At 42.1% G+C, this 21,441-nt stretch carries 22 protein-coding genes; 11 read left to right on the top strand and 11 right to left on the bottom strand.

What is annotated here, in order from left to right:
• The first annotated feature begins 124 nt into the window (after positions 1 to 124).
• Complete coding sequence (locus KA713_04210; GenBank protein ID UXE67817.1) at positions 125 to 1,105, top strand: pyruvate dehydrogenase complex E1 component subunit beta; 981 nt, start codon at positions 125 to 127, stop codon at positions 1,103 to 1,105.
• Here KA713_04210 and KA713_04205 read toward each other — a convergent pair.
• From KA713_04205 to KA713_04190, 4 genes are all read right to left on the bottom strand, one after another.
• The gene (locus tag KA713_04205) at positions 1,102 to 1,797 is read right to left on the bottom strand and encodes an SOS response-associated peptidase (protein ID UXE67816.1); all 696 of its coding nucleotides are present in this window, start codon (positions 1,795 to 1,797) and stop codon (positions 1,102 to 1,104) included. The genes KA713_04210 and KA713_04205 overlap by 4 nt on opposite strands.
• Complete coding sequence (locus KA713_04200; protein ID UXE67815.1) at positions 1,790 to 2,722, bottom strand: alpha/beta fold hydrolase; 933 nt, start codon at positions 2,720 to 2,722, stop codon at positions 1,790 to 1,792. The genes KA713_04205 and KA713_04200 overlap by 8 nt, the downstream gene beginning before the upstream one ends.
• Before the next feature lie 94 nt (positions 2,723 to 2,816).
• A complete protein-coding gene (locus KA713_04195) occupies positions 2,817 to 3,344 on the bottom strand; it encodes a putative metal-dependent hydrolase (GenBank protein ID UXE67814.1) in 528 nt (175 codons plus the stop codon).
• A gap of 7 nt (positions 3,345 to 3,351) precedes the next feature.
• Entirely contained in the window at positions 3,352 to 4,182 is an 831-nt protein-coding gene (locus tag KA713_04190) for a TerC family protein (GenBank protein UXE67813.1), read from the bottom strand.
• A 75-nt stretch (positions 4,183 to 4,257) separates the two neighbouring features.
• Between KA713_04190 and glpD the strand changes: the two genes are divergently transcribed.
• The 6 genes from glpD (at position 4,258) to pgmB (ending at position 11,719) form a co-directional block, all read left to right on the top strand.
• A complete protein-coding gene (glpD, locus tag KA713_04185; protein UXE67812.1) occupies positions 4,258 to 5,946 on the top strand; it encodes a glycerol-3-phosphate dehydrogenase in 1,689 nt (562 codons plus the stop codon).
• A gap of 66 nt (positions 5,947 to 6,012) precedes the next feature.
• The gene (locus KA713_04180; GenBank protein ID UXE67811.1) at positions 6,013 to 7,200 is read left to right on the top strand and encodes a DUF3179 domain-containing protein; all 1,188 of its coding nucleotides are present in this window, start codon (positions 6,013 to 6,015) and stop codon (positions 7,198 to 7,200) included.
• An 80-nt stretch (positions 7,201 to 7,280) separates the two neighbouring features.
• Positions 7,281 to 8,927, top strand: a complete 1,647-nt coding sequence (locus KA713_04175) for an alpha-glucosidase (GenBank protein ID UXE67810.1) — start codon at positions 7,281 to 7,283, stop codon at positions 8,925 to 8,927.
• 84 nt (positions 8,928 to 9,011) lie between these two features.
• A complete protein-coding gene (locus KA713_04170; protein ID UXE67809.1) occupies positions 9,012 to 9,929 on the top strand; it encodes an ROK family protein in 918 nt (305 codons plus the stop codon).
• 107 nt (positions 9,930 to 10,036) lie between these two features.
• Positions 10,037 to 11,014, top strand: coding sequence for a hypothetical protein (locus KA713_04165; GenBank protein UXE67808.1), 978 nt, complete (start codon positions 10,037 to 10,039; stop codon positions 11,012 to 11,014).
• Positions 11,015 to 11,074: 60 nt separating this feature from the next.
• The gene (pgmB, locus tag KA713_04160; GenBank protein UXE67807.1) at positions 11,075 to 11,719 is read left to right on the top strand and encodes a beta-phosphoglucomutase; all 645 of its coding nucleotides are present in this window, start codon (positions 11,075 to 11,077) and stop codon (positions 11,717 to 11,719) included.
• A 189-nt stretch (positions 11,720 to 11,908) separates the two neighbouring features.
• Here pgmB and KA713_04155 read toward each other — a convergent pair whose 3' ends face one another.
• From KA713_04155 to KA713_04140, 4 genes are all read right to left on the bottom strand, one after another.
• Positions 11,909 to 12,685, bottom strand: coding sequence for an SDR family oxidoreductase (locus KA713_04155; protein UXE67806.1), 777 nt, complete (start codon positions 12,683 to 12,685; stop codon positions 11,909 to 11,911).
• A gap of 6 nt (positions 12,686 to 12,691) precedes the next feature.
• Complete coding sequence (locus KA713_04150) at positions 12,692 to 13,588, bottom strand: phytanoyl-CoA dioxygenase family protein (GenBank protein UXE67805.1); 897 nt, start codon at positions 13,586 to 13,588, stop codon at positions 12,692 to 12,694.
• Between the two features lie 113 nt (positions 13,589 to 13,701).
• Positions 13,702 to 14,337 (bottom strand): hypothetical protein, encoded by a 636-nt coding sequence (locus KA713_04145; GenBank protein ID UXE67804.1) that lies wholly within the window; start codon positions 14,335 to 14,337, stop codon positions 13,702 to 13,704.
• Positions 14,337 to 15,626 carry a tyrosine--tRNA ligase gene (locus KA713_04140; GenBank protein UXE67803.1) on the bottom strand — a complete coding sequence of 430 codons (1,290 nt, stop codon included), beginning with the start codon at positions 15,624 to 15,626 and terminating at the stop codon, positions 14,337 to 14,339. The genes KA713_04145 and KA713_04140 overlap by 1 nt, the downstream gene beginning before the upstream one ends.
• Positions 15,627 to 15,851: 225 nt before the next feature.
• Here KA713_04140 and KA713_04135 point away from each other — a divergent pair, with 225 nt between their 5' ends.
• Positions 15,852 to 16,319 carry a nucleoside triphosphate pyrophosphohydrolase family protein gene (locus tag KA713_04135; GenBank protein UXE67802.1) on the top strand — a complete coding sequence of 156 codons (468 nt, stop codon included), beginning with the start codon at positions 15,852 to 15,854 and terminating at the stop codon, positions 16,317 to 16,319.
• A gap of 1 nt (position 16,320) precedes the next feature.
• Here the strand turns inward: KA713_04135 and KA713_04130 are convergent, their stop codons facing one another.
• Positions 16,321 to 16,548 (bottom strand): hypothetical protein, encoded by a 228-nt coding sequence (locus tag KA713_04130; GenBank protein ID UXE67801.1) that lies wholly within the window; start codon positions 16,546 to 16,548, stop codon positions 16,321 to 16,323.
• A gap of 9 nt (positions 16,549 to 16,557) precedes the next feature.
• Positions 16,558 to 16,806 (bottom strand): hypothetical protein, encoded by a 249-nt coding sequence (locus tag KA713_04125; protein ID UXE67800.1) that lies wholly within the window; start codon positions 16,804 to 16,806, stop codon positions 16,558 to 16,560.
• A gap of 334 nt (positions 16,807 to 17,140) precedes the next feature.
• On the opposite strand from KA713_04125, the gene KA713_04120 reads away from it, so the two are divergent.
• On the top strand, positions 17,141 to 17,992 hold the full coding sequence (locus KA713_04120) for a hypothetical protein (GenBank protein ID UXE69019.1): 852 nt from the start codon (positions 17,141 to 17,143) through the stop codon (positions 17,990 to 17,992).
• Positions 17,993 to 18,033: 41 nt separating this feature from the next.
• Positions 18,034 to 20,070: a carboxy terminal-processing peptidase gene (locus KA713_04115; protein ID UXE67799.1), complete on the top strand. Its 2,037-nt coding sequence runs from the start codon at positions 18,034 to 18,036 to the stop codon at positions 20,068 to 20,070.
• A 43-nt stretch (positions 20,071 to 20,113) separates the two neighbouring features.
• On the opposite strand, the gene pdxH is transcribed toward KA713_04115, so the two are convergent.
• The gene (gene pdxH / locus KA713_04110; protein UXE67798.1) at positions 20,114 to 20,752 is read right to left on the bottom strand and encodes a pyridoxamine 5'-phosphate oxidase; all 639 of its coding nucleotides are present in this window, start codon (positions 20,750 to 20,752) and stop codon (positions 20,114 to 20,116) included.
• 89 nt (positions 20,753 to 20,841) lie between these two features.
• On the opposite strand from pdxH, the gene KA713_04105 reads away from it, so the two are divergent.
• Positions 20,842 to 21,417 carry a YqgE/AlgH family protein gene (locus KA713_04105; protein UXE67797.1) on the top strand — a complete coding sequence of 192 codons (576 nt, stop codon included), beginning with the start codon at positions 20,842 to 20,844 and terminating at the stop codon, positions 21,415 to 21,417.
• Positions 21,418 to 21,441: the final 24 nt, after the last annotated feature.

Here is a 21,441-nt window from a genome sequence, read left to right as displayed (position 1 = left end):
ATCGTCAGGGTCTTTTGTTTTATACCTTTTCCAATTTTGTAAAAGTTCTTAACTCATTTTTAAAACTGCTAAAGGCCACTTATTTTTACAGGCTTAGTTGACTTAACCATTAAATACCCGTGATATGAGGGAAATTCAGTTTAGAGAAGCGTTGCGCGAGGCCATGAGCGAGGAAATGAGAAGAGACCCTTCCGTTTTTTTAATGGGCGAAGAGGTAGCCGAATACAACGGTGCTTATAAAGTCAGCCAAGGCATGCTGGATGAATTTGGACCCAAACGGGTAATCGATACACCTATTGCCGAACTTGGCTTTGGGGGAATTGGTGTGGGTGCTGCTATGAACGGCATACGCCCAATCGTTGAATTCATGACTTTCAATTTTTCGTTAGTAGCAATTGACCAGATCATTAACTCGGCTGCTAAAATGCTTTCCATGTCTGGTGGGCAGTTCAATATACCCATCGTGTTTCGAGGGCCAACAGGTAATGCAGGTATGCTGAGCTCACAGCACTCGCAAAACTTTGAAAATTGGTTTGCCAATACGCCAGGCTTAAAAGTGGTTGTGCCTTTCACGCCTTACGATGCAAAAGGTTTGTTGAAGACTTCCATTCGTGATAATGACCCGGTAATTTTTATGGAGTCAGAATTGATGTATGGCGATAAAGGAGAAGTGCCAACAGAAGAGTATTTGATTCCAATCGGGGTAGCAGATATTAAACGAGCAGGCACAGATGTTACCATCGTTTCTTTCGGAAAAATTATGAAGGTGGTGCTGGCTGCTGCTATTGAATTGGAGAAAGAGGGTATTTCGGTTGAGGTGATTGACTTACGTTCTGTTCGGCCAATTGATTATGCTACCGTGGTGGAATCTGTAAAAAAGACCAACCGATTGGTGGTAGTGGAAGAAGCGTGGCCGTTGGCTGCCATCTCTTCTGAGATTACTTACCATGTTCAAAAACACGCATTCGATTATTTAGATGCCCCCATTCATCGCATTAACAGCTTGGATGTTCCGCTTCCCTATGCACCTACTTTGATTGATGAAATTTTGCCAAGTGTGGCAAGAACGGTAAAAGCGGTAAAAGCGGTTATGTATCGCGATTAATTGAACAAGGTCAGATTGCCGTATTGATCGGCAGCCGGCATCGGCAAATGCAGTGATGGCTTATCAAATGCAACATTACTGAGTTGAGGCGATACTGTAAACCCATCAAGTTCCAGTGGTTCGGGTTGCTGGATGAGTTTTAGCAAAACTGTTTCTTCCGAATTTTTATCCAACCAAATTTTCTCCTCTTCTTTTGATAAATAAAGAGGCATCCGTTCGGTGATGGTAGCCGCGAAGGCTGAGCTCGCTTGTGTAATGATGGTAAAGGTGTGAAAGCTGCTATCCTCTTCATCATCATACTCCTCCCAAAAGCCTGCAATCGATAAAATAGATTTGGTCTTTGGAAAAATTCGCCACGGAATGGAAGTCTTTTTACCAACTTTCTTCCAAGCATAAAACCCATCCGAAGGAATTATGCATCGATAGTTGAGCAACGATTTTTTTAACACAGGTCGCTCGGCAATCTGCTCGGCCCGAACATTAATCAATCGCTCGGCCATTGATTTGTTTTTGGCCCATTCGGGAGCTACCCCCCAATAGAAGAAGGAAAAACCTTGCGGTGTTTCACTGGTGAGTACCGGAAAAAGTTGGGTGGGTGCACCATTGTATTTTGGCAAAAAGATCGGTTCTTCCACCTTGTAGCGGTCTGCAAGCGAAGCAGCAGTAACGCCAATAGAAAATCGTTCAACCATTTATAAAATCGAGGGCTCGTAATTCCGACCAATATAGCCCACTTTTATCAAAGAGCGAAAAACCAACGTGCCCACCATACTGCGGGCTTTCAAATTTTAAGTATGGATTGTCATTGCTTTTAAGAAAACATTCATTGCTCAGGAATGGATCATTTTGTGCATTTACCAATAAGGTGGGGATGCGGATACCGTTAAGGAAATTGATTGCGCTTGATTTTTGATAGTAGTCAATAGCACTGGCAAAACCATGAATCGGAGCCGTATAACATTCATCAAAATCCATAAGCGTTTTGATTTTTTTGAAATGCGAAAGATCGAGCCCTTTCATTTGTTTGGATTTGGCAGCTACTTTGGCCTGTAAGCTCTTCAAAAACCGGTCGGTGTAAAGCCAATTGCCTGGCTTTGAAATTTGGATACAACTGGAATGCAAATGGATGGGCACCGAAAAGGCCGATGCTTTTTTGATTGTGGGATTGATTTGATCTCGTCTTTCTCCAACATACTTCAAGGTCAAGTTTCCGCCCAGGCTGAAACCAATTAAATATATTTCGTCATAGTTTTTTGAAGCATGGGTAACTACTAGATCCAAATCGTCTGTTGCACCGCTGTGATAGAACCGAAGTTGCCTATTCATTTCTTGGCTGCACCCTCGGTAATTCCAGGCCAATGCGTCAAAGCCTTGGTCGTAAAATGCTTTGGCCATTCCCTTCACGTAAGCGCGATGTGAATTGCCTTCCAACCCATGTGAGATAACAACCAATTTTCTTGAACCTTTTCTCAGCCAATCTAAATCCAGAAAATCGTTATCGGGAGTTGAAATGCGCTCGCGCTGATAGTCAATGGAATGAACTTTTCGAAAAATGGCAGGGTAGATTGTTTCGAGGTGTCGATTGAAAAGAACGGCAGGCTGCTGATAAGTATTCATGTTGCATGAATAGAAATAGTGTTTTGTTTATGTGATTTTTGCCTATTGTCCTTTGCGTCCGATTTACATGCGCATTGCTCATTCACTACTTTTTTTACCAACCCATTTTTTGTTTTAGGGTAGTAATATGGGCCAAGTGATGCTCTCCGTGCCATGCATAGGTACCTAATAACTGATCTAAGCGAATTTGACGCTTTGTTTCTGGATGCGTAAATGTTTTGGCTAATTCATCCTCGGATAATTGACTGGCCAGTTGTACGATTTTTTCGTGAAGTGCTTTTAAGAGATTGAGCGAAAGAGTTGGAGGCGCCTTTGTTTCGGGCGTGTTGGCCCACTCTTTTTCATCATATGCTTTTATGACTGGGTTATTTTCAGTGAGTGCCCACTTGATACGAATGTAGGCATTCATGTGGCTATCGGCTACATGATGAACCACTTGACGTATCGTCCAACCACCTTCTCGATAGGGCGTATCTAGTTGAGCATCGCTCAAAGAGGATAATTCTTTTTCGTATTGAATGGGCGCAAGCGCAATCCTATGTATAAAAGATTTAACTTCATCAGATGAGAAACTCTCTTTCGATTGGAATTTTCCAATGGGGTAGCGAAGGTCTTGTGTCATTTTCAGATTATTCTTCGATGGCCTTTTTTGCCTCTTCTTCGGTGTAGGTTTTGTGTAGCTTTACGGGTTTGGTTTTACTCTTTCGCTTGTTTCTAACGCGAATGTTCGTGAACTCAATCAACAAAGAGAAGGCCACGGCAAAATAAACATAGCCTTTCGGTATCTCTTGGTGCAATGCTTCTAAGAATAACATAAAACCAATGAGGATCAAGAAGCCTAGTGCCAATACTTCCATAGATGGATGCTTTTGGATAAACTTGCTGATGGCACCGGAGAAAAACATCATTACACCTATGGAAATAATCACAGCAATGATCATGAGGGATACTTCCGATACAATACCGATGGCGGTAAGGATGGAGTCAAAAGAAAAAATGATGTCGAGCAAAATGATTTGGACAATCGTTCCCGTTAAGGTTACACCTTTTGTTTTGCCCCCACCAAGTTCCTCTTCTTCGTCACCCTCCATTTCATGATTGATTTCCATGGTGCTTTTTGCGATTAGAAAAAGTCCACCAAATCCTAAAATCAAATCACGACCGCTAAAAGTATGGTTGCCATCAAACTGAAAGAAGTTGATCAGGAAATCGGGCATGAAATCATTAACGGCAAAGAGCGGTTCCTTAAATTGAATAATCCAAGTAATGCATAGCAAGAAGATGATCCTCACAAACATGGCCAAAAATAAACCCAAATTGCGCGCACGTTGCCGCTGATGTTCGGGCAATTTGTTCGAAACAATAGAAATGAAGATGATATTGTCAATCCCCAAAACGATTTCAAGAAAGCACAAAGTGAGCAATGCAAGCCAAGTATCGGCTTTTAGAAAGATTTCCATGCGGGAGAGTTCTAGGGTATTTGAAAAATTTTCCCAAAATAAATTAAATGCCTCTACAAAAAAAATTTCGCAGAAATGAAAAAAAGCGATGAATTTGGTAGAAATTTGGTAAAACCAACTTTTTTGAACAGCCTCACTTTTTTTTCAGACATACAGCGTACAACCTGGTTAGCAAAACTAACGCAATCTTCTTTCGATTTATTGATTATTGGTGGAGGAATAACAGGGGCAGGCATTGCTTTGGATGCAGCCACGCGTGGATTAAAGGTTTTATTACTGGAAAAAGGAGACTTTGCCCACGGCACCAGTAGCAGGTCTACCAAACTCATACATGGAGGCCTTCGGTACTTAAAGCAACTTGAATTTGGGTTGGTAAAAGAGGTGGGAAGTGAGCGAGCTGTTGTGCATTCCCTTGCGCCCCATTTGGTAGTGCCAGAGAAAATGTTGCTGCCGCTGTACGAGCAGAAAGGAATGGGTTATTGGTTGGCCTCGTTGGGTTTGAAAATTTACGATTTATTGGCTGGGGTAAAGCCCGAAGATCAGCGAAAAATGTTGACTCGAGCGCAGACGCTGCGACAAGAGCCGCTTCTAAAGTCAGATGATGTAAAAGGAGGGGCACTGTATGCAGAATATCGAACCGATGATGCGCGGTTGACTGTTGAAATTGTGAAGACCGCTATTGCCAACGGTGCCGTTGCAATTAATTATTGCCAGGCGCTTGACTTCGCCTACAGTGAAGAAAAAATTGCTGGTGTAAGAGCGGTCGACATCCTTACCAATATTGAACAACAGATAAAAGCAACAGTGGTGGTAAACGCTGCTGGCCCATGGGTAGATGAATTGCGCGAAGTCAATCATTCAAAAAAAGGCAAACATCTACACCTTACAAAAGGTGTTCATATCGTTGTGCCTCGTGAAAAATTCAATGTAAAACAGGCCATTTATTTTGATGTGGGCGATGGTCGGATGATTTTTGGAATCCCGCGCGATCGAACGACTTATATTGGCACCACCGATACAAATTACACTAGTGATAAAGATGACGTGCGCACCTCAACAGATGATGCCGAGTATATTTTAAAAGCAGTCAACGCAACTTTTCCAACGGTAAATCTTCAACTTTCTGATATCGAGTCAAGTTGGGCAGGTTTGCGCCCGCTAATTCATGAAGAAGGAAAATCGGCCTCTGAACTTTCCAGAAAAGACGAAATATTTGTTTCCGATACCGGGTTGATTTCCATTGCAGGGGGTAAATTAACGGGTTACCGCAAAATGGCTGAACGGATTGTGGACAAGGTTTTGAAGGATTATTTTCCAGCGAATCGTGCCCAATGCAAAACCAATAAGATCCAATTAATTGGTTCGGATTTTAAGAATTATGCTGAGGTAAGAAAATATACAGAGGCATTAAGAAAACAATTGGCGGTTTTGGGAGTGGAAGGTCACACACACTATTTAGTTCACAATTATGGAAAGCAAACTGATTTGATACTGGATCGATTGAAGAATAATTTAGAAAAAGAGGTGGATGTAGCGTTGGCCAAGGCAGAGTGTTGGTTTTGCTTAAAGTTCGAAATGGTGCTAAAGCCAACCGATTATTTTATCAGACGCACAGGCATGCTCTACTTCAACCGACCAAGAATGGAAAAATTACTAAGTCCTATTCTTCAAGAATTTGCAAATCATTTCGAATGGAATAATAATCAGCTCATGGAAGAATCAAAAAAGTTAACGGATGCATTATCAAACTCCATCAATTTTTAAATAGTACTAACTTTGAAAATAAAGAATTCTTGATTCTAACTTCTAAATTCTAACTTCTATTAAAAAATGCGAATTGCTCTCTTTCTTGTCGGAATCCTCATTTTAATTGTTGCTGAAGTAGCGCGTGTCTACTATATCATGCCTTTTCCGGGTAGTCAGGTAGATGAGGTAATTGACTTGGCTTATTTCATTGATGGCTACATCTGGATTTTTAGAATCATTGGTATTGCGATGATTGCTTATCCAGCTTTCACACTTTTGGGTGAGCCAAACCGATACATCAAGTTCACCGGGCATGCGCTGCTCATTTTTTGGGTGCTGGTCGTGTACATGTTCAACTTCCGATTTTTGGCAGACAAAATGTTTTATCAGCCTTCCCAAAAAATATTTGCACCGATCTCAGAAAACAAAGTATCCGCAAAAAAAATAATTATTGGTGTGGCGATCAATGGCCAAGCCAAAGCATTTCCCATCGAGGTAATTGGTTATCATCATCAAGTGCGCGATACCATTGGTGGTGAACCTTTGATGATTACCTATTGCACGGTGTGCCGAACAGGTAGAGTGTTTAGCCCTATTGTTAATAACAAACTCGAGAACTTTAGATTGGTGGGAATGGATCACTACAATGCCATGTTTGAAGATGAAACAACCAAAAGTTGGTGGCGGCAGGTAAACGGTGAAGCCATTGCGGGGCCACTACTGGGGACAACGCTCACGGAAGTGCCGTCTGAGCAGATGTCGTTGCAGGCATGGATGGATCGATACCCCAACACATTGGTGATGCAACCCGATCCAGCTTTTAAAGATCGATACGAGAGCTTAGAAAAATACGATGAAGGAAAAATGGAAGGGAAACTGGAAGGAAGGGATTCACTTTCTTGGAAAGATAAATCGTGGGTGGTGGGTGTGCCGATGGGCTTGTTTGCAAAAGCCTATGATTGGAATCAGTTGGTGAAAGATCGCGTAATCAATGATCGGATCAAAGGATTGCCGGTCATGCTTGCGCTTGAGTCGGATAGCGTTTCGTTTCATAGTTGGGTGCCAGTGGTAGGAAAAGACACGCTTCGATTTTCATATAGTGACAGCTTAAAAATTTTAGTAGATCAAAACCAATCGCGCTGGAACTGGAAAGGGGAGTGTGTGGAGGGAACAATGAATGGCACGAAATTGGAAACCGTGCAATCTTACCAAGAGTTTTGGCATTCATGGAAAACGTTTCACCCGAATACAGAAATTTATAAGGATGAATAAATTTAAAAATTCGTTGATTTGAAAATGAGTAACTAAGTCAAATGCTTTATTCTTATCCCTAATCCAATCCCTAATGCCCAATGCCTAATTCCCAATCTTGGTACAAACACGCCATCGTTTATCAAATTTATCCACGCAGCTTTTATGATAGTAATGCGGATGGGGTAGGGGATTTGCAGGGCATCATCCAAAAATTAGATTACATCAAATCGTTGGGTGTAGATGCCGTTTGGCTAAACCCAATTTACAAATCGCCCAACGATGATGGTGGGTACGACATCAGCGATTATTACGCCATTCAACCAGAGTTTGGCACCATGCAGGATTTTGATGCATTGATTGAAGGACTTCATGCCCGTGGGGTAAAGCTAATCATGGACTTGGTGCTCAACCACTCTTCCGATGAACACGAATGGTTTGAGCAATCAAAAAAATCAATCGACAATCCCTACCGCGATTACTACTTCTGGCGAAAGGGAAAAGGCAATGAGCCGCCCAACAATTGGTCATCTTTTTTTGGTGGTAGTGCCTGGCAACTTGATGAAACCACGAATGAATATTATTTGCATTTGTTTTCGCGCAAGCAGCCAGACTTGAATTGGGAGAACCCAAAGGTGAGAGAAGAGATTAATCAGCTAATGAAATTTTGGCTTGACAAGGGCGTAGATGGTTTGCGGTTTGATGTGATATCTGCCATTTCGAAGCGGATGGATTTTCCGGATACGGATACGGATAATTTTAACGAAACGATTGAGAAATTTTATGCCAATGGACCGCGCTTGAAAGAGTTTATTCGCGAGGCTCGCGAAAAAGTGTGGAACCATTATGATGTAATAACTGTGGGTGAAGGCCCTGGCATTACACCTCAAAATGCAGTTGATTATTTGGACGAGCACCATGGCCTTAATATGATTTTTCATTTTGGCCACATGTTTATGGATCAAGGCCCACAAGGAAGATTTGACCCCAAGCCGTGGACGATGGCCGACTTCAAACAAGTATTTAAAACATGGGACGATGCCTTCGCCAAACAAGGGTGGGGAAGTATTTTTCTGGGGAATCATGACTTCGCGCGCATGGTTTCGCGCTGGGGCAACGACAAAGTGTATTGGGAGCAATCGAGTAAGTTGCTGATTACTTTGCTTCTTTCCATGCGGGGTACACCGTTCATTTTTCAAGGTGATGAAATTGGCATGACCAATACCATTTTAAATTCTGTGGGCGAATCGTGGGATATTGAAACACAAAACGGTTGGCGGGAAGCGCAGCGGAAAGGAATTAGTGAAATGGATTTCTTAAAAGTCGCTAACTACAGCGGACGAGATAATGCACGTACTCCTATGCAGTGGAATAATAAATCTCATGGTGGATTTACCGAAGGCCAACCTTGGATGCCCGTAAATCCAAATAGATTCACCATCAATGTAGAGGACCAAAGCAACAAGGCAAGTTCTATTCTTTATTATTTTCAAGAGATGGTGAAGATCCGAAAGCAAAGCGAAGTCTTAAGTATTGGTCACTATCAGCCCATTGAGAATTCGAACGAACAACTATTTGCGTTTTGGCGGATGCGGGGGCAAGAAAAGATATTGGTATTGCTGAATTTTTCTGATGAGGTGACTAACTTTCCAATCCCTGAGGGGGCAAAGCGATTAATTGGTAACTACGAAATAGGGAAGTTAAGTGAGCTGCGGGCTTGGGAGGCCGTTGTTTATGCCATATCCTAAGAGCACGCGTCAAAACATTTTGTAGACTACTAACTGCCTACTGCCAACTTTTACTTATAATTGAAATAATATTTAAATGTTCAGATGAATAAAGGAAACCACTTATGGGGTATCGACCTTGGAGGCACCAAAGCCGAAGGGGTTGTTTTAGGGGCCAGTGGCCTTAATGAAATTCTTTTTCGCGACCGTGTACCTACCGGTGCTGAAAATGGCTACCAACATATTCTTGGTCAAATAAAAAAACTGGTGGAAATGATGGAGCAGAAGATGGGCTACCGTCCCGCCAAATTGGGCATAGGAACGCCAGGAACATTAGATCCTAAGCTAGGCACCATGAAGGGCTGCAACAGCGAGTGCATGAACTTTCAGCCTATGAAGACCGACTTAGAGAAATTGTTGGGAATGGAGATCTCCATTGCAAATGATGCCAATTGCTTTGCGTTGGCCGAAGCAAGAATGGGTGTTGTAAAAGAAAAATTCCCGAAAGCGAATGTGGTGTTTGGTGTAATCATGGGCACGGGGGTGGGTGGAGGTTTGGTGGTGGATGGTAAAGTATTGAATGGCTTACAAGGTATCGGAGGGGAGTGGGGCCATAATTTTCTGGATGAATCGGGCGGACCTTGTTATTGTGGTAAAAGCGGTTGCGTAGAAAAAGTATTGGCAGGGCCAGCATTGGAAAAATACTATGCTTCAATTTCTGGCAAACAAAAGCCATTGAAGGAAGTGTACGATTTGTACAAAAGTGGAGACCTGCATGCTACTCAAACCATGCAGCGCATGACTCACTTTTTTGGTTTGGCAATAAGTGTTATTGTAAACATTATCGACCCGGATGTAATTGTGATAGGCGGTGGCGTAGGAAATATTGCGGAGATTTATTCTGAAGGATTAGCTTCAGCAAAAAGGTTTGTGTTTAACAATGGAGTATTGGATACTCCAATTGTAAAACCCTTGTTGGGTGACAGTGCCGGTGTTTTTGGTGCAGCATTTTTAGTGGCTTAATAAAATTTGATAATTGGGTTAATCTGAAGACTTGAAAATTTTTCCTCTTTTGTAAACTAATCGCAAAAATCTTAAATCGTACAACGTAAATCTTAAATTTCTATAGTATGAAACGTATCGCTATAGTCGGCCCCATCCCTCGCGATCACATTGTTACCCACACGGGCGATCAAATTCAAAAGTGGGGATGTGTAACACATCCGGTCGTTGCACTTTCTGCCATGGCAGGAAAAAAAATTGAGATTGTTCCAGTATCGCACTTGCGGCAAGTGGACAAGGACAATGTGAAGGAAGTTTTTAAGGGTTATGCTGGTATCAACACCAAACATCTTACCACCAAAAACGATCAAGGCGACATCATCAGCTTACGATTTGTAGACGTCAACAATCGTTTAGAGCGGCAAACGGGTTTTATGGATCCGATTGTGCCAGAAGACATGAAGAACTTATTGGACTGCAAAGTATTTGTATTCATTCCGATCAGTGATTACGAGATTTCATTGGATACCTTGAAGTTTCTCAAAAAGAAAAGCAAGGGTATTATCATTTTTGATGCACATGGCCCTACCACTGCGTGCCTTTCAAATGGAGAGCGCCAACGCAAGTTTTGGATTGACCGCGACCAATGGCTTCCCTACATCGATGTATTGAAGATGAATTTGGAAGAAGCTCAGGCTTCTTGGTTCAAGAAAGAATACGAGTCGAGTGATTTTGCTATTTCTGAAGAACCTGATCGTGAGGTCTTGAGAAAGTTTGCCATCCATTGCCTGAATCAGGGTGTAAAGTGTGTCTGCATTACCGTTGATTCGCGTGGGTGCTTAGTTTACCGAAAGGAGCGAGGCAAGTTCAAAGAAGATTTGGTACCTGCCGTTAAGGTGGACCAAGTCATTGATACCACGGGTTGTGGAGATTCATTTGCAGGAGGCGTTGGCTTTGGACTGCTAAACAAACCTAATGACTACATCGGTGCGGTAAAATATGGTAACGCGCTTGGGGCTCTTCGCACACAGGGAAAAACATTTTCAGTTTTTAAATCACAATCGGAGACCGAGGAAATAATAAAACAAGGTTATATTCGCGGCTGAATTGGTAGTTGGTTATTCGTTGTTCGTTGCGACTAACGAATAACCAACAGCTACTAAAATATGATACAAGCTGTAATCTTCGACCTCGATGGTGTTATTGTCGACACCGCTCATTACCACTTTGTGGCATGGCAGAGTTTGGCCAAAGAATTGGGAATAAGTTTTACCGAAAAAGACAACGAGCGATTGAAAGGTGTTAGCCGTATGCGATCGCTTGAAATTATTTTGGAAATAGGAGGGGTGACTTTATCGGAAGAGAAGAAAGAAGAACTCGCCACCAAAAAGAACAGTTGGTTTGTCGATTACATTGAAGCCATCAAGCCAGACGAAGTTTTCCCGGGCGTGCCACAGATGCTTCAGCAATTGCGAAAACAAAACTATAAAGTGGCGTTGGCCTCTAGCAGCAAAAATGCCGAAACGGTTTTGCGTCTATTACAAATCAGTGATTTGTTTGATGTAATGGTAGATGGCACCATGATTACCCATAGCAAACCCGACCCTGAAATATTTTTGTTGGCCGCCAAAAAGCTGAACATACAGCCTCAGCATTGTGTGGTATTTGAAGATGCCGAAGCAGGAGTGGAGGCGGCCCTTGCGGCAGGGATGAAATGTGTGGGCGTGGGCTCACACGAGCAGTTGGGAAAGGCCAATTTTATTGTGGCAAAAACTGCGGAGTTTGATTTGGGGAAAATATCAAGTCTGTAGGGTCAGTTGTTGACCTGACGGTTTGGGCTTTGCGAAGAAGCGGATTTCGGAGATCAAAACTGTCAACCCAGCACTGTAGATCCAGTGGATAACCGTGTAGTCGGAGGATACGTCTCACGTTTCTTCTCAATGCGGATTGAACACGATTGAAATTCTCTAACGCATCATGGGATTTAAGCAATTTAACGATCACTCTGTTTTGTACAAACCTTCCGCAATCTTTTCAGGCACAAACTTTGGCATCAAGTAGGTAAGCTGCACCGAAATCCAGTTTACAAAGCCAGGCAATATTTCTGCTTTGCCCTTAAACATTCCTTCAACGGCAATCTTAGCAACCACTTCCGGCTTCATACTAAATTTCTCTGCCTTCTCTTTCATGGCTTCCATACCTGCCCGATCTACAAAATTGGTTGAGGTAGCACCAGGACTTAAACACGTGACGGATACATTTGTATTTTTTAACTCTACCCGAAGTCCGCGGGTAAATAAGATGACAAAAGACTTGGTGGCTGCATAGGTTGACAACGTAGGCACCGCTTGGTAGGCGGCTGTGCTGGCTACATTTAAGATATACGCTTTCGGTTGTTTCTTTAAATCGGGCAATAGCGCATGGCATAGATTCACCACGGCATTCATATTTAATTGCATCATGTTGTTGAGTTGCTCAACAGGGGTAGCTTCTACCGTGCCCCAAATGCCGTAGCCAGCGTTGTTTACCAATATACTTATTTGATATGATTTTGCTTTTAACCAAGTGGTAACGGAGGTGGCTGCTTCGGGCAGACTAAGATCTACAGACAAGTAATCGGTTTTGATCCCAAACTCTTTTTCAAGTTCGGTACATAAATCAAAAAGTCGATTTTTAGACCGAGCCACCAAAAGCAAATTAATTTTTCTTTTGGCTAATTCTCGGGCAATACAAAGACCAATGCCACCACTGGCACCTGTAATTAATGCGTAACTCATCCTTGTTTATTTGTTGGTAAGCGAGAGCAATCGTTGGTAAAATAGTGGCTTACTATTTTCGGTGCGAGGCTGAAACTTACCGGTAATAATGGGAACATACATTACCCGTCTGCGGCTCTGCTCACCTACAAAAGGAGAACGCGCTACCCGATGCCATAATCGGCCATCGTGCACGGTAAGATCCCCGGGCTCCACATTAAGCCCAACTTCTTTTTTATCGGGCTTGTGACTTAGAAAATAAAATTTCTTGAACAACAAGCCGGCAAGTCCTTGATTGTGCGTGCCGGGGATTATTCGCAATCCTCCATTATCGGTTGTGCTGGTGTCCATGTGAATGCCCACGTTCAGCATCGGCATAATTTTTTGACCTTGAAAAACATCGCGCAAAGCATCGGTATGCCAACCAAGCTGACTGTAATTGCTTTCTTCGGTGTTGATATAATGATTAAAGACCAAACCGTCTTTTTCTGTTTCACCTATGCGGCAATCTTCGGTTCCAATAAATTCAAAAAGCGCTTGTAGGCGATTGTCTTTTAGCAGGTCGGCAAAAAGTGGGCTGTGTTGATTGACGAAAGCAAAGCGCTGTACGATTTTTTTTCCATCAATGTCAGTGCCGTATTTTATCGGCACGCCATTGATCGATTTATAATCGTTGCTCACCCACTCGTTTTGAATTCGCTCGGTTTCCCTTAACAGTTGCGATACCAATTCTTTTGGAATAAAATTCTTGAAATGAATGAATCCGTTTTGCTCAAAAAACTGTATTTGTTCTTCGGTCAGTTTTTCACCCAACGAAAACTCTGGATAGTTGTTCTTTTTGGTGATGTTGGCTGATTGTCCATTCGTATGTCCATTCACACCATTTATGTGTTTCCCGTTTGTAGCTACTCCATTCGCCTCCATAGTACTTTATCCTTTTATTAACTGAACGTTAAAATTTTATAACCAAAATTAACGTACCTATTCAGGTAATGTTCTTTCCAACTTCAAATTTATCGTTTTTTCGAATAAATTCATCATTTCTTCCAATCGATTTTGTCTATTGACCGAATAAAGAATTGATAAACCAAAATGCAAGCCAAAATTGCCCCAAGTATGTCTATAGTGTAATGAACGCGCTGCCAAACCAAAAATAGGGCAACTGCAGCAGTAGAAAGCCCTAGCACCACCTTTAACCACCTCTTCTTCTCGATCAGGAATAGGATGAAAATCGTACAGGTATGCCCCGAAAAGAAAAGGTCTTTCACAAACAAATTGTTGCCGTAAACTACTTTGGTCAAGAAGGGGTCCACCAATGGAATGATGCCTTCCGGGGCCTCGAGTGTGAACAGATAAACGGTTGACATGCGCATGAGATTAACGGATACATAGCATTGTAGCGTCAGCAACATCGTTCTGGGCGATTTAAAGTTATTGAGAAGAAAAAGGGCAGGCGAGACAAAGATCAACACAAAGATTTCTCTTGACCAATTGGTTGGCTCCAAAAAGCCATGAAATGGATCTATCAATAGACTGCCAGGCTTTGGTTGAATGATATTGTTGAAATAATAGGGTAGTGGCAGCACAAAAATGGCAAGGCCTGCAAGCCAGAAGGATATATGGGTGATAAACTTACGATTGGCCAGTGCCTCTTTCCACGTAATGGGCATCATCAGTCTTTAACTTCGATTAGGTAGTAATTTCTTCTACCCTTTTGGGCTAACAAAAACTTTCCAAGAAGCAATCTAAACTCTGGCTTAGCGGATGGGTCCGAAATCTTAATCTTGTTAACACTAACTCCACCACCCTGAATCAATCTTCTAGCTTCACCTTTTGACGCAAAGATGCTACCACCCGTTGCTTCCGATAGTAGGTCGGTGATGCTATTGGTAGCTTGATAGGCAACTTTGCTTACGATGGATTGAGGAACTCCCTCCAACACTGAAAGCAACGTTTCTTCATCTAGGTTTTCTAGATCTTCGGTTACCGAATTTCCAAAAAGAATAGAAGAGGCTTTTACCGCAGCATCATATTCGGCTTGCGAATGGACGCGAACGCAAATTTCTTTCGCGAGCTCAGTCTGTAATTTGCGCAAATGCATGGCCTGACTGTGTTCAATAATCAATGCGTCAATCTCCTCTTTCTGCTTGGTAGTGAATATTTTAATGAAGTTAATTGCATCTTCATCAGAGGCATTTAGCCAATACTGGTAAAACTTGTAAGGCGAGGTTTTCTTTGGGTCTAGCCACATGTTGCCTTGCTCCGTTTTTCCAAATTTAGTGCCGTCTGCTTTCTTGATAAGAGGGGTGGTTAACGCAAAAGCATCGCCATTCATTTTCCTTCTTATAAGCTCTGTACCCGTTACTATATTTCCCCATTGATCGGAGCCACCCATCTGTATTTTGCAGTTCTTGTTTTGGTAGAGCCAATAGTAATCATACCCCTGCACCAGTTGGTAGCTGAATTCGGTAAAGGAAAGCCCAGTCTCCAAACGCTTTTGAACAGAGTCTTTCGCCATCATGTAGTTGACGGTAATGTGCTTTCCCACATCGCGGATAAAATCCAAGAATTTGAAATCTTTGAACCAATCATAGTTATTCACCAATTCGGCTTTGTTACTGCCCGATTGGAAGTTGAGGAACTTTTCCAATTGCTTCTTTACACAAGCTTGGTTATGGTTCAAAACCTCTTCAGATAATAGATTTCGTTCAGACGACTTACCTGAAGGGTCACCCACCATGCCCGTGGCACCCCCAACCAATACTACAGGTTTATGTCCAGCATTTTGAAAATGTACAAGCGTCATTATTTGCACGAGGTTGCCAATATGCAGCGAATCGGCCGTGGGGTCGAAGCCAATATAACCGGCCGTCATTTCTTTTTGAAGTTGCTCTTCTGCTCCGGGGGTGATGTCGTGCACCATGCCACGCCACCGAAGTTCTTGTACAAAATTGTTAGTCATGTCTTAAAATCGAGGGGCAAAGATAGTTTACAACTTTCAGCTTTCAAGTTGAAAAAAGCATTCAGAAAGGTTGAAAAATATATTTAATTAAACCTTGATAAATAATTATAATACAGATAGTTATGATTACTTAATTGATGCGATCGAAATAGAACCTTTAAATCAAATTGTCCAAACTTTGATTCCATTAACTACTTTTGGTCGAATTGAAAACCAATCTACGTTATGCAACAGCCCGATTCATTGAACCAAGTGGCAGAATTCCACAAAACTTTCCAGCATCCAATTTTAGCCAACCCAACCATACCGGACGAAAACAGGTGCAAACTGCGCGTGGCATTGATTGCCGAAGAATTAAAGGAGCTTGAAGTGGCTATACTTAATAAAGATATTGTGGAAGTTGCCGATGCGCTTTGTGATCTTCAATACGTGCTATCGGGGGCAATATTGGAGTTTGGCTTGGGCGAAAAATTCAAAGCCTTGTTCGATGAAGTGCAGCGTTCAAACATGAGTAAGGCCTGCTTGACCGAAGAAGAAGCCATTAGAACAGTGGAGTTTTACAAACAAAAAGACGGAACGGAGTGCTACTACAAGCAGGAAGATGGCAAATGGTTGGTATACCGGAAACAAGACAACAAAACGATCAAGTCCATCAATTATTCTCCAGCCGATCTGGAGCAGTATTTCAAATAGTTTATACATAAAACTGGAGTTGGAATACAATTTCTTGCCCGCGTTGCTGAATCGGGTTGACGGCAATAATGGGTAAATCATTAAAAGCCCTAATAAACTCCGCGCGGCTGATGCGCAATTTGCTAACCCCCATGCGAACTTTATGATACTGCATGCGACCCGATTTATTGGCCGTAGCACTGTACATAAAGTCGTACTTGATGGGAATAGGGGAGGGGATGTACTTCATACAACATCCTCACGAATAGATCTTTACAAATTCAATATGCACCATGCTGTTTTGCTTAGCATTGTATTGCGATAGCAACGAGTAAGCCCAAGTCGGCACGTAATTAAAGCGCTTTTCAAACTCCTCAATCTTGCCGCAAAGCTCGCTTACGTAAAAGCGTACCTGAGCCAAATTCTTGCAATCGTTCGGCCTTTCGAAATTTCTTGATGTGAAATTCTTGAAGTCCATTTCCAATTTTTTCTTCTCGAAGTTGCTCATGTTATTGTGTATTAATACACAATTATAATCAATTTATAGATTATAATGCAAATTTTTATGTGAAAAATTGCACATTTTTTTAAAACCGTCATTTTTGGCTGATTTCGGGCTTTTTAGAATGGAATAAATCAAGTGCATAGCTGCCTGAAAGGGTAGTCTTTACCTATCTTTTGGAGCAAATTCCAAGGCTACTAGTTTAACAAGCGAAAGGACTTGCATCAGCTCAACTAAAGTTTTTTGGGGTGGGTACGATTTATTTTTACCTTTAAAAAAATAATTTAAAGAAATTATGATGGACAATGCAGAAGGGTTTTTAACTATCTGGTATACAGCAATGGCAGTGGGTGCAATCGTAATGATTACGTTGGCCATCATTGTTTATTTGATTTATAAGTTACTCGTATCAACCAAGACCGACCCGAAAGAGAAGTACGATTATATCAACACACAAGAGATCAAGTGGCTCAAATGGGTTTTCATTATCCTTGGTATTGCTATTGCGTTTGCCATCAACCTGTATGGTTCTGAAAAATACACAGGGCTCGGCCTTTGGTTTTTTGTGCGGGTGTTTATTTCGATATGTGCCGCCACGTTGGTGGCCTACGTGGCCTCTTTGATTTTGGATTATTATTATCCAACACGCGTCAACTACAAACTTCGGAAATTAAGATACAGCCCGCGCATCAATCCTAAAACAGGAAACAAAATGCGGTTATTAAGTGAAGAGGAAGAGGATGTTCACCTAGACGAAGGCATGCAAGCAGAAGAAAATGTTTTTAGTATTGATTACGATGTGTGGATAGACGAGAAGACGAGCGATGTTAAAATTGAGAAGTACAAGGGGCATTTGATTGCGTTGCAATGCAACAATTGTGGTTTTTATACCATGAAAGTTCAAAAAGAGGAAATTGTGGAACGGAATGAAGATGGCTCGCCCCGCGAATTGCTAAAACATTATAAATGCACCTATTGCGAAAACGTAAGGGCCACTGCTTTTGCGGTTTCGCGCAAAGAGGCCGATGACTATCGAAATCAAAAACCGAAATCAAGGGGAAACCTCAAAAACCTAGAGCTGATCAAAATTGATCTGCACTCCAACCTTGGCAAGAAAAAATCGTTTGAGTTTTCAACGGTAGAAGAAGCTCAGAAATTTTTGAACGAGTTTGATTTCGATAAGCTGGCATGATGTTCGTGTGTAAGACCTTAAAATTTTAGTTTTAATTTTCTATGATGAAAAGATTGGTAGTAGTAATTGGTTGGTGTGTTCAAGCAGGGATATTGTATGGATTCAACGGGTTGGATACAGCCAAATTGGTGAGTAAACCGGTGTATGGACGAGAAGCGAATGTGATCGTTCAGATATTGAACAAAAATCATTTCCGCAAGATTACCCTAAACGATTCGTTGTCTGCGACTATTTTGGATCACTACATCAAAGAAATGGACAACAACAAGTCTTATTTCTTGGCTTCGGATATTAAGTCGTTTGAGAAATACCGGTCAACAATCGATGATTTGACCGTTCAAGAAAACATCGAACCAGCCTATGAAATCTATAACCTTTTCAGGAAACGCTACAAAGAACGAATGGACTATGCGTTGAACACGTTGATCAACCAGAATTTTGATTATTCTAGCAATGAAGTGTATGAAACCGAGCGCGAAAAAGAGCCGTGGGCAAAGTCAACCGAAGAATTAAACAACTTATGGCGTAAGGTAGTGAAGAGCCAAGCCTTGAGTTTGAAATTGGCTGGCAAAAAACCAGATGAGATAAAAGAAACCTTAAAGAAAAGATACGAGCGTTTCGTAAAATCAATGTCGCAAGTAAATGCTGAAGATGTTTTCAGTCTTTACATGAACTCGATTACAGAGGCTTTTGATCCCCATACCAATTATTTATCACCAAAATCAACTGAGTTATTCAAGCAAAGCATGAGCCTCTCGCTGGAAGGGATTGGCGCGCGGCTTCAAACCGATAACGATTACACCAAGATATTTGAGATTGTGCCCGGTGGCCCTGCTGCAAAATCAGGATTGCTAAGTGCCAATGACATCATAACAGGAGTGGCGCAGGGCAAAGATGGTGAAATGGTAGACGTCATCGGCTGGCGAATAGACGATGTTGTTAAATTGATCAAAGGCCCTAAGGGCACTACGGTGAGGCTTCAAATATTCCCTGCGCTAACGGGCGTTAAGGGGCCATCAAAAGAAATATCCATTGTGCGTGAAAAAGTAAAGTTAGAAGACCAAGCGGCTAAAAAGCAGGTGATCAGTTATCAACAAGATGGCAAGGAAATGAAGTTGGGGGTCATCACGCTGCCGGGCTTTTACAGGGATTTTGATGAGTATCAAAAAGGGAATCCTGACTACCGAAGCACCACACGCGATGTGCGCAAGTTGATAGGCGAACTAAAAGCGGAAGGAGTAGACGGTTTGGTAATGGATTTGAGAAACAATGGTGGAGGTGCGTTGGAGGAGGCGGTACATCTTACTGGTTTGTTTATTAAAGAGGGACCAGTGGTTCAAGTAAAAAATTCAATGAATCGGGTGGAAGTATTGCCAGACGATGATAAAGATATTTTCTACAACGGGCCATTGGTGGTGCTCACCAATCGATTCAGTGCTTCTGCATCCGAAATATTTGCGGGTGCCATTCAAGATTACCAAAGGGGCGTTATCGTGGGCGAATCCACCTATGGAAAAGGAACGGTGCAAACAGTCTATGATCTAAAACGAGCCCTTCCGGCCAACGAGCCAGTGGGTGAGTTAAAGTTTACGTTTCAAAAATTTTACCGTGTAACGGGCAGCAGTACCCAACACAAAGGTGTGATGCCTGATATTGTGATGCCAAGTGCATTGGATGCCGAACATTATGGTGAAAGTGCCAACCCTAGTGCGTTGCCGTGGGATGTGATCAAGTCGGTTTCGTTCCAGAAAAGCAGTAGCATCAATAGCAAGGTGATTGCCCAGCTAAATCAGTCGTTTAGAGACAGGATGAAGTTCGATGCCAATCTCAAAAAATATACTGCAGAAACGGAAGACTTAAAAAAGACACTTTCTCAAACAAAAATTTCGTTGAACGAAACGATACGCAAACAAGAGATGAGCGAAGCCGAAAAGAAAAAGTCATCCGAAAAGTTGGATACCAAAGTTTCAATAAACTCCGATGGCGTACCATCCAATAACTTGAAAAAGATGGATGACGAATTTCTTAGAGAGGGTCTTTTGATACTATCCGAATTGCTCACAAAAAGGATAGGATAGAGGCAATCAATAGATTGTTGTTCAGTTAGTTATTGAATTGAGGTTAAGGTGCTAACCGATGTTTAGTCCATTTTCCATCAACTAAATAATAAACTATTCTATCGTGTAGTCTGCTGGGACGCCCTTGCCAAAATTCAATTTCGTTTGCCTGCACTTGGTAGCCTCCCCATTGCTTTGGTTTTGGCAGGATCTGCTCGCCTGTAAATCGTTTTTCAATTTCAGCAGCACGCTCGTCCAATAATTGCCGGTCTTTTATAATAGAACTTTGTGGCGATGTCCATGCGCCCACCTGGCTGCTGCGCGGTCTGCTCTGAAAATAGGCGACAGCTACATCTTCTTTTACCTGAATGGCGGTTCCTTCAATGCGCACTTGCCTTTCCAGTTCGGGCCAGAAAAAAGTAAGCGCACAGGCGGGATTGCCGTCCAACTCCTTTCCTTTTTGGCTTTGAAGGTTTGTATAGAAAACAAATTGATCGTCTTCAATTCCTTTCAAAAGAACAATTCGGGCAGAGGGTCTGCCATCTGTGGTAACCGTTGAGAGGGTCATCGCATTGGGCTCGTTTACCTTGGCCAGAATCGCTTCTTTCATCCACAACTCGAATTGTTTTATAGGGTTTTGCATAACATCCTTGCTATCCAAATCCCTCAAGGTGTACTCCTTTCTTATATCCGACAATTCCATGGTTTCAAATTTTCCAAAAATTACTAAATGATGAGTTTGCTTCTCAGCGTTCTCCTTATTTTATTGTGGTGAATTTAGGATTGAGGAGAATGGACTATTTCAACTACCAAAATAAGTTACAGCCCGCCAAGGGGCGATTATTGGCATCGGAGCCCTATTTACCAGATCCAAATTTCGAGCGTACGCTTATTTTGTTAACGGAGCATAATGAAGAAGGCTCCGTAGGTTTTATTTTGAACAAACCGTCCGAATCGCAAATAGGAGATGTAATGCCCGACATAACAAATTTGCGAAGCCCTGTTTGTATCGGAGGCCCCGTGCAGCAAGACACACTTCATTACATTCATCGAGTAAGTGGCGTTACGGATTCAATCGAAGTAGTAGAAGGAATTTACTGGGGAGGCAATTTTGAACAGATTATGCTGCTGATCGAAACGGGGCAAATAGAAGAGTGGCATATCAAATTTTTTTTGGGTTACAGTGGCTGGTCGCCTGGGCAATTGGCAGAAGAACTAAAAGTGAATTCATGGATTGTAAGCAATCGTTTGTCGGAAGAACTGATTTTTGAGACGTTGCCTGAAGTAATGTGGAAGAAATCGCTCCAAAATTTAGGCGGCCGATTTTCTATTTATTCAAATTACCCGGTAGATCCGTCCATGAATTAAAGAAGGCAACCGAAAAGGCCCAAT

This window comes from Chryseotalea sp. WA131a, assembly GCA_025370075.1.
Taxonomy (GTDB): Bacteria; Bacteroidota; Bacteroidia; order Cytophagales; family Cyclobacteriaceae; genus ELB16-189.
This window is presented reverse-complemented; position numbering and strand designations above follow the sequence as displayed.